The following is a 15,823-nucleotide window of genomic DNA, read 5'->3' as shown; positions in this document are numbered from 1 at the left end:
CCCCGTCTGATAGAGAGGAATATTCGCGCTGGAGTGTTCGATAACGAAACAATCGTTCTATCTGAGGATCATGGAGAAAGGGAAAATGCTGCTCACCTGAACAAAACCACAGTTATTATGTTTATTGTTACGGGATACAGGTTGCGGGTTTACTTGCAACATGTAACCTTTTACCCCATGTACGAATCCAATGAAATCCTCGACCGGCTGCCCCGACACCTGTTGGATCTGGTGATCGAACAACCCTATAATGACTATACGGCTCAGGATCACGCAGTCTGGCGTTACGTGATGCGCCGGAATGTCCGTTACCTCAGCCGTGTAGCCCATGGCTCCTATCTTGATGGGCTGCGAAGAACCGGAATCAGCATTGAGCAAATCCCCCACATGTACGGCATGAACCGCATCCTGAAGGAGATCGGCTGGGCTGCCGTGGCAGTGGACGGATTCATCCCCCCTTCTGCCTTTATGGAATTCCAGGCCTGCAAGGTACTGGTGATAGCCGCCGATATCCGCCCCATCGACCAGATCAACTATACTCCATCACCGGATATCATCCACGAAGCAGCAGGCCATGCACCCATCATTGCGGACGACCATTATGCAGAATACCTGCGTTTATTCGGAGAGATCGGCAGCAAAGCATTCTCCTCGGCCAGGGATTATGAACTTTATGGGGCGGTCAGACACCTTTCCATCCTGAAAGCAGACCCCTACACTCCCGCCGATGAGATTGAAAGGGCGGAACGGGAACTGACTTACATCGAACAAAACCTGGGTACACCCAGCGAAATGGCCAGGATCCGCAACCTTCACTGGTGGACGGTGGAATACGGCCTGGTGGGTGACCTTAAAAATCCAAGGATTTATGGTGCCGGACTTCTTTCCTCTATCGGTGAAAGCCAGAATTGCCTGCAAGACCACGTCAGAAAGATACCTTACTCGGTTGAAACCGCAGATGTCAATTTCGACATTACCACCATGCAGCCTCAGCTGTTTGTCACACCCGATTTTGATCACCTGACCTTTGTGCTGAATCAGTTTGCCGAAGGGATGGCCCTCCGCAAAGGAGGATTGTACGGCCTCCGGCAGGCCATAAACTCAGGCAATACAGCCACCTGTGTCTGCAGTTCAGGCCTTCAGGTCTCAGGTACCTTTACCGAGGTCATCGTGGAACAAGCAGATCCGGTATATTTCAAAACCACAGGTCCCACGGCTCTTGCGTTCGACAACAAACAACTTGAGGGACACGGCAAAGAATATCACAACCATGGATTTGGATCACCGGTCGGGAAAATAAAAGCTTCCTCCATGCCACTTGAAGTAATGCAGGTAGATGACCTGATGCGGTTAGGGATCATCACCGGCCAACATTGCTCACTGGATTTTACGTCAGGGGTGCGCGTTAAGGGAAAACTGGAGGGTATTACGCAAAAGAATGGTAATAACATTCTGTTCTCGTTTACAGAATGCAAAGTTACCTATCTTGACCAGGTTTTATTTGATCCCGCCTGGGGCAGCTACGACATGGCAGTCGGAGAGAAAATAACATCGGCATTCTCAGGACCAGCCGATCCGGATGCATTTGGACTGCGTTATCCCGTACCGACTGAAAAAACACACAAGATCATCCACACGGATGAAGCAAGGAAGGTACATGCCCTTTATCAGAAGGTAAGGGATATCCGGGAATCAGGAGAAGGTTTAGAGATGCTACCGGGAGTCTGGCATGAAATGAAGAATTTAAATGAAGTCGAATGGCTGCTTTGCCTGGAGATTTATGAACTAGGCCATAAAGAACCAATTTTGCAGGAGCTTTCCGAAGATATCTATGACCACATGAAACAATTCAAAATAAAAAATGAAGAGTTCCGTGCCCTTATGGATAACGGATTGGAACTCATTATATGATTAATGTACGATGCCTTCGGCATCGATATGATTCACCGGATTGCTTTTCTATATACATTCAATCCCTTCGGGATTTTCACAGATTTTCATTCGGATCATGCGCCCTTACGTACGCTAAAATCTCCCTGGTAGAATCCTGATGGATCACCAGTTTGGCATAGTCAAACTCCACATTATTGAGATACTGCAATATAAGTGCATCCCCGATCATCGTATCCGGCAGGATACCTGCAAAGAAAAATCCCATTTTCTCAACTTCTTCCGTCAAATGACAGGTGACCGGATCCGTAAGTTTGAGGAACAGGATGATGGACGAGACCTGCCTGACACAGAAGCTTCGCAGAGCTTTCCTGATTTCGTCGAGGATGTTTTCGCCAAAATTCATAACGAAGATCTCTCCGCAACCTTCCAGTTCATTCATATCTGTTGATAGGACAGATACGGGTGATTTGAATGAAACTATCTGTGATTCAACCTGGTGGTACTGATGGGATGCTCCAAGGGATTCATACAGGGCCATAATGATTTTCCGGTGTTGTTCCGGAGGATAGAGGATCAGCGAAGTGGGTTGATGCATGTAACGGAAACTAAGAACAACACTGATTCGCTGGGAAGTATCATCCGAAATGCCTTTGAACTTCCAGGAGGCGGGGCTGGTGGCAAGCAGGATGCCGCAATCTCTCAGCCCATATTTGCTCAGGGCTTTCTGTGAAAACACGTGATTGGCCACCGCATACGCATAGATACCTGTCAGCTTCCGCTTCTTGGGCACCTGCAGCAGGAACTCGGTCATCCTGTTCATAGCGCCTAGTCCCCTGTATTCCATGTTAACAAAAGCAAACGTCAACTCGGCGATGGTATCATCCTCGTGCTGAAAGTGCAGCGCCGTATGACCCATAAAATCGTTCTCCGTCGTAACAGCGACCACCGATATCATTTCCAAATTCCTGTTCATTTCAACCAGTCGTTCGGGATAATAGATATGATCGTCGAAGAAGGAATAGCCGTGGGATTTATAGGCACACCTGGAAACTTCAATGGCCTCATCCGGCAACATTCGTCTCACTTCGTAATCAATCGTTCCCCTGATGACCGCCGTTTCTTCCGTGACCACCATCTCTTCTTGGGACGAGGTAAGCGGAGATCCTGGCTGGGGCAGATTTTTCACCATATGGATCTCTTTACCGAGATGGCCAAGGTTCTTGAATGAAAGATCATCCACCACTTTATGCAGCATATAGATCCAGAGACCCTCCGTCTCCATGTCCTCAATGTTTTTAGTGATGTTGAAACGGGCAATTTGGTTTGGATCGAAAGGAATACCCATATCCTTGACAATGATCTTCATTCCTCCCACCAATCTTTGGCAGGTGATCTCCACGGTTTTGCTTTCCTCCTTGTCATACGTTTGTTTCATGACAAAGGTCACACTCTCTTCCAAGGCTATCTCGATCTGATTAAGTGTATTGCCCATAAATCCTATCTTTCTCGCCATTTCCCTGACGAACAGCTGCGCCAGGTCAAAATAGGCCAGTTCATGGGGGATAATGAGTGTTGCCGATTCCGTGGTTTGCATGGGGAATTCTTTAAATGACAGCTCGAAAGATAATGATATTTCTATCTTTCTCAACATCAGATCCGTTAAAATGTCACCGTTCTGATGAAATGTATGGTGTATTAATTCGTACCTTTGCATTGGTCATATAGTTTTGGATAATGAAAAGATTTCTACGCCTCTTTTTACTCATTGCCACACTGGTTTCCTTTCGTGAAATCATTGCGCAGCAACCAGATACAACGGATTATCCCTACTGGATCGGAATGATGCAGGATCCATCGGCGAATTTCTATGATGTGCAACGGGCATTCAATGTCTACTGGGCCAACCGCGAGATCACCAGGGGCAGCGGGTGGAAGCCGTTCAAAAGGTGGGAATACATGGCACAGAACAGGATCCTGCCTGATGGTACCCGACACGACCCTGATCATGTCTGGAATGAATATCAAGCTTATGTACAAAAGCACAGTGACCGCGACAATCAGGGCGACTGGGTGAACCTCGGTCCTTTTACCGTGCCGCTGGCACGGGGTTACCAGGGCCTGGGCAGGATCAACGCCATCGCATTCGATCCGGCCGATCCCAACGTTATCTACATCGGAGCACCTTCCGGCGGATTATGGCGATCCCCCGATAACGGAGAAACCTGGGAATGTTTGACCGACGAACTGCCAACTTTGGGAGTATCCTCCATCGTGATTGATTTCAACGATCCGGATGTCATCTATCTCGGAACGGGTGACCGCGACGCTGGTGATGCGGCAGGTCTGGGCGTTATGAAATCGACCGATGGCGGGATCACCTGGATGTGCACCAATTCAGGAATGGATAACAAAACCGTTGGCAAACTGATCATGCATCCCGGTGATCCCAGTACCATCCTGGCGGCAACCAGCGGTGGTGCATACAAAACGATCGACGGGGGACAAAGCTGGTACCGCACACTTGCAGGTGACCATAAGGACATTGTTTTCAAAATCGACAACCCGGATGTTGTTTTTACCACAACAAGCGGGAAATTATTTGCCTCCTTTGACCTTGGCGAGACCTGGTCGCAGGTAACCAATGGCATCACGGCAGGTTACCGGGGCGCCATCGGTGTCACACCGGCCGACCCCAATGTGGTCTATTTCTTCACCACGACATCCTCTTCCTACAAGGGGATCTTCCGTTCGACGGACGGGGGAAACTCCTTTGCGCTCATGTCCACATCTCCAAACATCATGAGCTGGGGATGCAACGACAGCGCTGAGGGAGGCCAGGCCTGGTATGACCTGGACATCGCTGTGGATGAACAGGATCCGAATACGGTATATGCAGGAGGTGTCAACTGTTTCAAGACAACGGACGGCGGTGCCACCTGGTTCATTGTATCCCACTGGTGGGGCGACTGCGGAGTGCCCGCTGTCCACGCCGACCTCCACATACTGGAGTATCATCCCCACGACGGAAGGCTTTTCGCCGGTAATGACGGAGGCATCTATTTTTCATCCGATGATGGCGGGACCTGGACAGAGATCTCCAATGGCCTTGCCATCAGTCAGACCTACCGGCTGGGCCAGAGTGCAACCAGCAGAAACCTGGTCATCAACGGATACCAGGATAACGGAACTTCGACCTACACGGGTGAGGCCTGGTTGAATGTCTACGGCGGAGACGGAATGGAGTGCGCCTTTGATTACCAGGATTCCAGGTATAGCTACGCGACACTTTACTACGGAAGCATCTTCCGTCTTTTCAATCACGGTAACTCAAGCCAGATCGCCGGAGAGGGTGTGAACGGGATCACGGAAGGAGGAGCCTGGGTAACCCCCTTTATCCTGAGTGAAGCAAACCCGGCCGCCATGTTCGCGGGTTATAAAAATATCTGGTACTGCGACAATGTCAAAGCAGGCACGATCCAGTGGAAAAAGATATCAGAAGGAGAAACAGCAGATGTCAATGTACTGGAACAATCCCCGGCAGATCCGAACATTCTGTATGCCGCACGCGGCAATTCACTGGTGCGCACCGACCAGGCTTTTGGAGATGCCGTTGAATGGATCAGTCTTAACAATTTTCTCCCCAACTCAAGCTCCATTAGCGATATTGAAGCTCACCCCTTTGATCCCGATGTGGTTTACATGACCCAGGGTAATCACGCCTACCGGTCATCCGACAGGGGCCTTGGCTGGATTGACATAACGGGCTCGCTGCCGAATATTTACTTCAGCGGAATCACTTATTATAAAAACAGCCAGGAAGGATTGTATCTGGGCACGGATGCCGGTATTTATTACAGGGATCTGTCGATGGATGACTGGATTCAGTATTCCGGCGGTTTCCCCGTGGCCGGAAGGGTCTCCGAGATCGATATTTTTTATGATCCGGTCAATCCGGAGGGCGATATGCTGAAAGCCTCTACCTATGGCCGCGGATTATGGGAATCAGCCCCCTACCATGGCATCCCCTCCGCTGATTTTGTGGTTGACCAAACCCTGATACCGGCGGGCTGTGAGGTTAATTTTACAGACCGGTCGCTGGGCGTCCCGACCTCCTGGCACTGGACATTTGATGGTGCCAGCAACCCTTCCTCCACCGAAAGGAATCCATCCGGGATCGTTTATGAGAATGAAGGGATCTACTCCGTCAAGCTGGTGACCAGCAATTCCCTGGGTTGCGACTCCCTGATCAGGACAGACTATATCACTGTCAGCGAAGCCATCACACCCCTGGCCGATTTTTCAGCCCCGGTGAGAAGTTTCTGCAGCGGCGAAGCTGTTGCCACGTTTTACGACTCTTCCCTCTATTGCCCGATTGCGTGGGATTGGAGTTTTCAGCCTGCATCGGTTACCTTCCTGGAAGGCACATCCAGCACATCCCGGAATCCTGTTGTCTCATTCGAAGAACCAGGCAGCTATGCGGTCACCTTAACGGTTTCCAACCTGAATGGATCCAGTTCCGTGACCAAGGAAAACTATATCATGGTCGGTGGCGAATTCCTGCCATTTACCGAAGACTTTGAAACCGGCACCTTCACATCACGTTCCTGGGATATACAAAACCCCGATGGGTACAAGACCTGGGAGATCGTTTCAGTAGCAGGCACGACTCCCGGTGACAAGGCAGCCAGGGTCAATATTTACCAATACAATGTCATCCCCGGTCAGCGTGACAGATTGATCAGCCCGCCGCTGAACCTGACCGGTTATGTCAACGCCTACCTGAGCTTCCAGCATGCATATGCACAGGAATATACAATGATATCCGACTCACTGATCATTTCCATTTCAACGGATTGCGGCACAACGTGGACCCGCCTGCTGGAACTGGGAGAATGCGGTATCGGCAATTTTGTCACCCATCCGCCAACCTCAGAGGAATTCATTCCCCAGGGCGCGGAGGACTGGTGCGGCGGGGGTTACGGCAGCGATTGCAATACCGTTGATCTTTCAGCGTGGGTGGGCCTGCAGGACGTCAGGATCAGGTTCGAATCGTACAATTTCCTGGGTAACAATCTGTATATCGACAATATCACTTTGTTCACCACGGTTGCCATCGACCAGCCACAACAGGAAGAGGTCTCTGTTATCGTGTTTCCCAATCCGACCAACGGAGAATTTACCCTCGTGGTAAATCATGCGCCCTCAGAGGTCAGCCTGAAGATCCTGAACCTTGCCGGGCAGGCTGCACTTGAGGAAAAACTTGTCAACCCAAAAGGAAATCTTATAAAACAATTCAATCTTGCCCATCTGCCAAAAGGAATTTATCTGGTGGAGGTCAAAGGGGATCACTTTCTTCAGAACCGAAAACTGGTGCTTGATTGACATAAATGTAAGTCCAGTTTTACCTTTATTAAACAGATATTCGTAATTTTGATATACGTAACATAAACCTTCTTCCTTCTCATGAAAAAAAGTCTGTTTCTATTACTGGCCATCTGGGTTTGTTGCGCAACAGCCGTGCATTCACAGGCACTGATGCAAACATCCGGTAAGGCTCACCGGCACGTCAAAGTACACTTTGACCAGATCAAAAAATACGATGCTGCTCATCCGTGTGATTCGACAGCCAGGATAAAAAAACCAAAACCATTATGGGTACCTCCTACCTTCCCCATCAACCCCGATGAAGTCATTTACAGAGAACCTCCACGGGATGATTCACCTGTGACACTCCCACTGGAAAGTTCGCCGGCTCCCACCTTGGATTTCCAGGGAGTGGGCGACAACCAAACCGCCATTCCTCCCGATACCAAAGGATGCGTGGGTTTGAACCATCTCATGGTGACCCTCAACACCGAGGTCAGGATCCAGGATAAAGCAGGCAATAACCTCTCGACGGTTTCGCTCAGCAGTTTCTGGAGTGAACTGCCCGGATCCAGCGGAGCATTCGATCCCAACCTTATGTTCGATCCCTATGAAAACCGGTGGATCTTTGTAACGGTGAAGAATTCAACTCCTGCCACTTCGGAAATATTTGTTGCAGTTTCGGCTTCAGAAGACCCCATGGGTGAATGGAACATGTACGCCATTCATTCGGATCCGCTGAATTACACCTGGTGTGATTTTCCCAGCATCGGCTTCAATAAACACTGGGTCGTGGTATCCGGTAATATGTTCACGGCAGGTAACAGTTATCAGAATGCAGCCATCTGGGTCCTTGAAAAGGATGAGCTGTATGCCGGCGTTCCCGAGCCGGGGTATGCAAGGATTGTCCCCTCCAATGGATTCACTATTGCTCCTGCAATGACCTTTGACCCCGAAATGGAAAATATTTACCTGATCACCAACTACGACGGAAGTGTTGGCGGCAGCGGATACCTGCGCAAGTACCGCATCAAACCCGGTGTTTTCGGAGAGCCCATCCTTGAGAACCAGGGAACCATCTCTGCAGCGGATCCCTGGGGTGACAATTATCCACAGAACAATGGCAATATTTCACCTCAGCTTGGAACATCCCAGCGCATCGACGGAGGAGACAGCAGGATCCATGAGTTAACCTACAGAAATGGATACCTCTGGTTCGCACATACGGTCTTTTTGCCCGCCAACAATCCTTCCAGATGTTCGGTGCAATGGTGGCAGGTGGACACAAACGGAACCATCATCCAGAGAGGAAGGGTGGACGATCCCACGGGTACCATGTTCTATTCTTACCCTTCCCTTAGTGTGAATGGGATCAATGAGGTTCTGGTAGGTTATTCCAGTTTCTCTTCCAGCCAGTATGCCAGTGCCAATTACTCCCTGCGTACAGAAGATGATCCCCTGAACACCCTGAGGGAGACCTATCTTTTTAAAAATGGCACAGCTCCTTACTATAAAACATACGGTGATGTCAGAAACAGATGGGGCGATTATTCGGCAACGTGCGTGGATCCAAGTAATAGTCTGGATTTCTGGACCCTCCAGGAATATGCTTCAAGTCCGGCCAACACCTGGGGTACGTGGTGGGCCATGCTGGAAAGAGCGGCAGCCCCCCTGCCGCAGTTTAAAGCCAATATCACCACAGTACCGGTTACTACCGGTGTCAATTTCACAGACGAGACCCTTTACGAACCAACCTCCTGGCTTTGGGAATTCGAAGGAGCTGAACCCTCGGTCTCCACAGAACAAAATCCGTCCAATATCATCTATTACATTGCCGGTGCATACGACGTAAGCCTGACGGTCAGCAATGCCCTGGGCACCAACACCCTTACAAAACAGAATTACATCACCGCCAGCACAACCATTCTGCCTGAAATTGATTTCTCCGTCGAAGAATCCATCGTCTGCCTGGGAGACACCATCACGATCACCGACCTGACCATCTATAATCCCCAATCGTGGAACTGGAGCATTACACCGGGGGATTTCATGTACGTGAATGGGACCACTGCTTCTTCACAAAATCCCCAGGTGGTTTTCACAAGCCCGGGTGTTTTCACGATTGCACTGACAGCAACCAATCCCAATGGAAGTTCCACCCTGACCAAAGATAACTTCATTTCTGCCGGAGGCACACCACTCAATTTTGAAGAAAATTTTGAAGGAGGCTTCACCGCAAAGGGATGGAGCATCCAAAATCCTGATGGCAAGATTACCTGGGATATTACTACCATATCAGGCACTACTCCGGGCAATAAAGCTGCCTATATGGATATCCGATCCTATAGCGAACTAAGGGAACGCGACCGGCTGGTCTCTCCTCCGCTCGACTTCTCAGGATTTGATTACATTACACTGACGTTCCAGCATGCCTATACACAGTATTATACAAGTATCTCCGACTCCCTGATCGTTTACCTCTCGGATGACTGCCAGGAAACCTGGACACGGATACTTGCACTCGGTGAGGATGGTTCAGGTAATTTCATCACCCATCCACCCATGAACACAGAATTTTTGCCTCAGAATGCCGAAGACTGGTGCGGCGGATCATCAGGACCAGCCTGCAGCTATCTCGACCTTACACCCTGGGCGGGAAAAACCGATATCAGGATCATGTTTGAATGTTATAGTTTCTTTGGAAATAATCTTTACCTCGACAACATCGTCGTTTACAACTCGGTTGGTATCGACAATCCTGACCAGAGCTCGGAGCTGACCGTTTTCCCAAATCCTTCAACCGGACTTTTAAATGTAAATTTCGGAGAAGTCAGGGAAAAAGCCTGGCTTCGCATAGTGAATTTACAGGGGCAAAGGATTAGGGAATCAACCATACAACCCGGTATACGATCCCTGCAGGTTGACCTTTCAGAGTGTCCAAGGGGATTGTACCTGCTGGAATTCATCAACGACAGGACGATAACCACCAGGAAGCTGATGCTCGAATAGACATCCGGTTCTGCCATAAGATGCATTTATTCTACACGCCGGATATACGTTCAGGAGATTCCTATACACTCAGTGAAGAAGAATCGAAGCACTGTTCACGGGTACTTCGCCTGAAGAAAGGAGATACCGTTTATCTGACAGACGGGAAAGGTATGTTATTTGAATCAGTCGTTGACTCGGATTCACTAAAAAAAACGACCGTAAGGGTAACCAGGATCTGTACAGATTGGGGTGCCCGTTCCTATAGCTTGCATATGGCCATTGCTCCGACAAAATCCATCGACCGGTTTGGATGGTTCCTGGAGAAGGCGACGGAAATCGGAATCGATCAGGTCACACCGATCATCTGTGAACATTCTGAAAGAAAATCCATACCCGTGGAGCGCATGAACAGGATCATGATCGCAGCATTGAAACAATCCATCAAGGCCACTTTGCCTGTGCTCAATGCCCCGGTCCCGTTTCACTCATTTGTCACAAAATCCGGTTCTGATAAAAAATTCATTGCCCATTACGATCTCCGGAATGGTCACCTCAGGGACAATTATTCCAGGGGAGAAAGCGTTCTGATTCTGATCGGTCCCGAAGGCGACTTCAGTCAGCCGGAGATCCGGCAGGCCTGTGATGCTGGTTTTGTACAGGTAAACCTGGGATCAGCCAGGCTAAGGACTGAAACAGCGGGCGTTGTGGCCTGCAGTATGATCAATGTTTCAAATGAATGATTTTATGATAGTAAACTGTCGGCTGAAAAGAATTTGCTTTCTGTTCGTCATCACGTTGCTTGGTCCCGGAGCTGTATTCTCCCAATCCAGGATCCAAATCGCATTGCTTAAATACAGCGGAGGCGGCGACTGGTATGCCAATCCCACATCCCTGCCCAACCTGATAAAATTTTGCAATGCGAACCTCGGAACATCTCTTGATCCGGAATATGCTACCGTTTCACCAGGCGACCCGGAAATTTTCAATTATCCCTTCGTCCATATGACAGGGCACGGTAATGTCATCTTCCCGGACGACGAGGTACGGAATCTCAGAAAATATCTTCTGGCAGGTGGGTTTCTTCATATTGACGACAATTATGGCCTGGATGCCTATGTGCGTCCCCAGATGAAAAAAGTTTTCCCGGAACTGGATTTTATCGAATTACCCTTCGATCATCCGGTATATCATCAAAAATACGAATTCCCGACCGGTCTTCCCAAGATACACGAACACGATGGGAAAGCGCCGCAGGGCTTCGGACTGATTCACGAGGGAAGGCTTATATGTTTTTATACCTACGAATGTGATCTGGGAGATGGATGGGAAGATCCCCTGGTCCACAAAGACTCGGAAGAAACCCGCCTGAAGGCGCTCAGGATGGGTGCGAACCTCATTACTTATGTATTCCGGCAATAAGATGGCCTGAAGACCTTTGAACCTGAAGACTGTGCATTAATCTCTTCTCAGCAACGCCAGCTGTTCCTCGATCACCTTGATGCGGGCTTCGGCATCGGCTTTCTTCCTGCGCTCCTTTTCCACCACTGCAGAGGGTGCACTGCTGACAAACCTTTCGTTGCTGAGTTTTCGGTCCACCCCTTCCAGAAATCCCAGCTGATAACTACGTTCTTCCTCCAATTTTTGAATCTCGGCCGCAGAATCAACGGAAGCAGAGGAGAATGGAATGTAAAACTCAGTGGATCGTATGATGAAGGAAAGGGCATTGGAAGGTTTTTCGTCAACATAGCTTATTCCGGTAAGATTACACAGTTTACAGATAATGGGATCAAAAGCTGTGATGGGCTCTTCACCGAAGTTCTTCTTTACCGACAACTCCAGTGCCTGTTTCTGGGGTATCTTTTTTTCTTTTCGGACACTTCGCAGGGCGATGATAACATCCCGTTCATCATCAAAACGTTGAAGAATTTTGTGATTGATCCGTTTTCGCGATGGCACCCTCGACACCATGATGCAATCCGTTTCCTCCCGGTCCCTTAACCGGTGCCAGATCTCTTCGGTGATGAAGGGCATGAAGGGGTGAAGTATCTGCATCTGTTTCTCAAAAAGCTGGATAGTGACCTCATAGGTTGCCGCGTCGATGGGTTTTTCAAATTCCGGCTTGATCATCTCAAGGTACCAGGAACAGAAATCATCCCAGATCAGCTTGTATACCAGCATTAATGCTTCGGATATCCTGTATTTCCGGTAGAGATCGTCAAGGTGATACAGTGCCTGATTGAAGCGAGACTCAAACCAGGTCACGGCAATTTTATTTGCAGGGCTTTGCCGGAGGGACTCATCAACCTGCCATCCCTTGATCAACCGCAACGCATTCCATACCTTGTTGCTGAAATTTCGGCCCTGCTCGCAGAGCACTTCTTCAAACGGAAGATCATTGCCAGCCGGAGATGTCAGAAGCATACCCACGCGGGTTCCGTCGGCCCCGTATTTTTCCATGAGCTGGATCGGATCAGGTGAATTACCAAGGGATTTTGACATTTTACGCCCCAGTTTGTCGCGCACGATCCCTGTCAGGTAAACGTTGTGGAAGGGCACCTCCCGGCGGTACTCCAGCCCGGCCATGATCATCCGTGCCACCCAGAAAAAGAGAATCTCCGGTGCTGTGATCAGGTCATTGGTTGGATAATAATACCGGATATCCGGATTATCGGGATACCGGATGCCATCAAAAACCGAAATCGGCCATAACCAGGATGAGAACCAGGTATCCAGGACGTCTTCATCCTGCCGAAGGTCATCCAGGTTAATGTTCCTTTCAGGAAATTTTGCGTTCGCCAGATACAAGGCTTCTTCTTTCGATTTCGCTACAATTACCTCATTATCAGGAAGATAATATGCGGGGATGCGATGCCCCCACCACAGCTGGCGAGAAATACACCAGTCCCTCACATTCTCCATCCAGTGCCGGTACGTATTTTTAAATTTGGCAGGGTGGAACTTAACGGTATTGTTGATCACCACTTCCAGGGCCGGGGGTGCGAGTGCTTCCATTTTAAGGAACCATTGCAACGACAGCCGAGGCTCGATGGCCACATTCGTACGTTCGGAAAATCCCACACGGTTGATGTAATCCTCAATTTTGACCATATGTCCACGGGCAGCAAGCTCATCCGATATTTTATCACGGACAATGAACCGGTCCTCGCCTATGTAAAGCTGTGCAGCCTGACTCATGGTTCCGTCATCATTGAATACGTCGATCACCGGCAGGTTGTGCTTCACGCCGATCCTGTAGTCTTCCATGTCGTGAGCAGGGGTGATCTTGAGGCAGCCGGTGCCAAACTCCGTATCCACGTATTCATCAAAGATGATGGGTATGGAACGATGAATGAGCGGCACGAGCACACGGCGGCCGGCCAGGTGCCTGTACCGTCTGTCGGCAGGGTTCACGCAAACAGCCGTATCACCCAGTATGGTCTCCGGCCGCGTAGTTGCCACAGTAATCCACTCATCCTCCGTATTTTCAATCCTGTACCGCACATAATACAGCTTGGATTTCATTTCCTGGGGCCTGACTTCCTCATCGCTGACGGCCGTCAGGGCTTTCGGATCCCAGTTGATCATCCTGACACCACGGTAAATGAGCCCCTTTTCGTACAGGTCAATGAACACATCGATCACGGATTCATAAAGTGACTCATCCATGGTGAAGCGTGTTCTTTCCCAGTCGCAGGATGCTCCCAGTTTTTTCAACTGCTCCAGGATGATCCCGCCGTGCTTGTCCCTCCATTCCCAGGCGTACTGCAGAAACTCCTCCCGCGAAATATCGCTCTTTTGCACTCCCCTTTCCCTGAGCATGCCCACCACTTTGGCTTCCGTGGCTATGGAGGCGTGGTCGGTGCCCGGAAGCCACAGGGCATTCTTTCCCAGCATCCGGGCCCTGCGGACCAGTATGTCCTGAATCGTATTGTTGAGAATATGCCCCATATGAAGGACGCCGGTGACGTTCGGAGGGGGTATGACAATGCAATAAGGCTCCCGCTCGTCTGGAACCGAACGGAAATAGCTATTTTGCATCCAGACAGCGTACCATTTGTCCTCTGTCAATGCAGGATCGTATTTTGACGGGATCTCCATGAAACTCAAAAAATAGGTGGGTAATGAGATTTGTTGTGCAAAATTAAAAAAGATCAAAGAGCAAATGGCAATTAGCAAAATGCAAAGCGTAAAAAGCAAAGGTTTGATTTTTACTCTTTCCTGTGTGCTTTTTGATCTTAAAAAAGCTTTTCCCGTTTGAGTAGGTACGGTAGCAGGATCTGGTCAAAGCCCTTGTTGATGTCTGCTTCTATGAAATCAATCCGGTACCTGGCACATCGCAGTTTCAGCTCCTTGCGATAGGCGGTGACGGTCTTCACATATTCATCCCTTACCTCGTATGGATTCAGCCTCACTTCATCCCCGGATTCCATATCGATAAAACGGTACGGTCTGTTTTCGTAATCAAAATCCAGCTCCTTAGTTTTTTCGATGACATGGAAAAGGATCACCTCATGCTTATTGTAGCGAAGATGCTGCAATGCGGAGAACAGCTCATTCACGGGATTCCCTGAATCCATCATATCGCTGAAAATGACAACCAGCGAGCGTTTATGAATCCGCTCGGCGATCTCGTGCAGTGCTTCCGTAGCCAGGGTATGCTTCTTTTCAGTAAGAGCCAAAGGTTGAAGCATTTTCTCCAGGTTGTTGATCACATACTTATGATGGACCGAACTGGACCTGGCTTCCGTATGCATTTCAATGCTGTCGGAAAAAACGCTGAGCCCGACGGCATCCCGCTGGCCTTTGAGCATGTGCATCAAAGCGGCAGTGGCATAAATGCTGAACGTAATCTTATTGGGCTGATCGAACGTCGGGGATTCCAGCACCGGAAAATACATGGAAGATGAATTATCCAAAATGAACTGGCACCGGAGGTTTGTTTCTTCTTCGAATCGTTTTGTGTAGAGCCGGTCAGTCCTACCATAAAGTTTCCAGTCAATATGCTTGATGGATTCTCCCTGGTTATACTGCCGGTGTTCGGCAAATTCGACCGAAAAACCATGGAACGGGCTTTTGTGCAAGCCGGTGATGAATCCCGCCACAACCTGTTTTGCAAGGAAATCAAGGGATCCGTAATGCTCAATCCTGTTCCGGTCAAGTTTATAATCCATGACTGAGGGCAGCTTTATGAAGAAATAACTGAGGGTGAATGGTTACAGCAGTTTTTCAAGTTTACTGACCAGGACAGATTTGGGTACTGCACCTACCTGTTTATCGACAACCTGTCCATTCCTGAAAAATAAAATGGTGGGGATGCTGCGTACGCCAAACCGGGTGGTCGTTTTAGGGTTACCATCCACGTCCAGCTTCCCGACGATCGCCTTGCCGTCATATTCTTTCCCGATTTCTTCGATAATGGGTCCGACCAGCCGGCACGGACCGCACCAGACAGCCCATAAATCAAGAATGACGGGTTTATCTGCCTTCAAAACGATCTCTTCAAAGTTTGCATCAGTTATTTCCATTGCCATGGTGAACGATTTATTTAATGAATAATGAGGGGCAAAATTATGAA

9 protein-coding genes are annotated in these 15,823 nt (G+C 49.2%); 5 read left to right on the top strand and 4 right to left on the bottom strand.

Annotation, left to right across the window (positions count from 1 at the left end; translation table 11 throughout):
* Positions 1-177 precede the first annotated feature (177 nt).
* Complete coding sequence (locus tag PKI34_05700) at positions 178-1,911, top strand: aromatic amino acid hydroxylase (GenBank protein HNS17297.1); 1,734 nt, start codon at positions 178-180, stop codon at positions 1,909-1,911.
* Positions 1,912-1,987: 76 nt separating this feature from the next.
* Here the strand turns inward: PKI34_05700 and PKI34_05695 are convergent, their stop codons facing one another.
* Positions 1,988-3,487 carry an ATP-binding protein gene (locus tag PKI34_05695; protein ID HNS17296.1) on the bottom strand — a complete coding sequence of 500 codons (1,500 nt, stop codon included), beginning with the start codon at positions 3,485-3,487 and terminating at the stop codon, positions 1,988-1,990.
* A gap of 140 nt (positions 3,488-3,627) precedes the next feature.
* Between PKI34_05695 and PKI34_05690 the strand changes: the two genes are divergently transcribed.
* The 4 genes from PKI34_05690 to PKI34_05675 all read left to right on the top strand — a co-directional run bounded on the left by PKI34_05690 (position 3,628) and on the right by PKI34_05675 (position 11,667).
* Positions 3,628-7,275: a PKD domain-containing protein gene (locus tag PKI34_05690; protein HNS17295.1), complete on the top strand. Its 3,648-nt coding sequence runs from the start codon at positions 3,628-3,630 to the stop codon at positions 7,273-7,275.
* A gap of 81 nt (positions 7,276-7,356) precedes the next feature.
* Positions 7,357-10,266 carry a PKD domain-containing protein gene (locus tag PKI34_05685; protein ID HNS17294.1) on the top strand — a complete coding sequence of 970 codons (2,910 nt, stop codon included), beginning with the start codon at positions 7,357-7,359 and terminating at the stop codon, positions 10,264-10,266.
* A 20-nt stretch (positions 10,267-10,286) separates the two neighbouring features.
* Positions 10,287-10,988 (top strand): 16S rRNA (uracil(1498)-N(3))-methyltransferase, encoded by a 702-nt coding sequence (locus PKI34_05680; GenBank protein HNS17293.1) that lies wholly within the window; start codon positions 10,287-10,289, stop codon positions 10,986-10,988.
* 4 nt (positions 10,989-10,992) lie between these two features.
* Positions 10,993-11,667 (top strand): DUF4159 domain-containing protein, encoded by a 675-nt coding sequence (locus PKI34_05675; protein HNS17292.1) that lies wholly within the window; start codon positions 10,993-10,995, stop codon positions 11,665-11,667.
* Between the two features lie 36 nt (positions 11,668-11,703).
* Here PKI34_05675 and PKI34_05670 read toward each other — a convergent pair whose 3' ends face one another.
* From PKI34_05670 to trxA, 3 genes are all read right to left on the bottom strand, one after another.
* Positions 11,704-14,346 (bottom strand): valine--tRNA ligase, encoded by a 2,643-nt coding sequence (locus PKI34_05670; protein HNS17291.1) that lies wholly within the window; start codon positions 14,344-14,346, stop codon positions 11,704-11,706.
* A gap of 137 nt (positions 14,347-14,483) precedes the next feature.
* Positions 14,484-15,419 (bottom strand): DUF58 domain-containing protein, encoded by a 936-nt coding sequence (locus tag PKI34_05665; GenBank protein HNS17290.1) that lies wholly within the window; start codon positions 15,417-15,419, stop codon positions 14,484-14,486.
* Positions 15,420-15,461: 42 nt separating this feature from the next.
* Entirely contained in the window at positions 15,462-15,779 is a 318-nt protein-coding gene (gene trxA, locus PKI34_05660; protein HNS17289.1) for a thioredoxin, read from the bottom strand.
* Positions 15,780-15,823 lie beyond the last annotated feature (44 nt).

It is taken from the genome of Bacteroidales bacterium (assembly GCA_035342335.1).
Lineage (GTDB): Bacteria > Bacteroidota > Bacteroidia > Bacteroidales > JAGONC01 > JAGONC01.
Note: the sequence above shows the minus strand (reverse complement) of the source record. Positions and strands in the feature narration are given on the sequence as shown.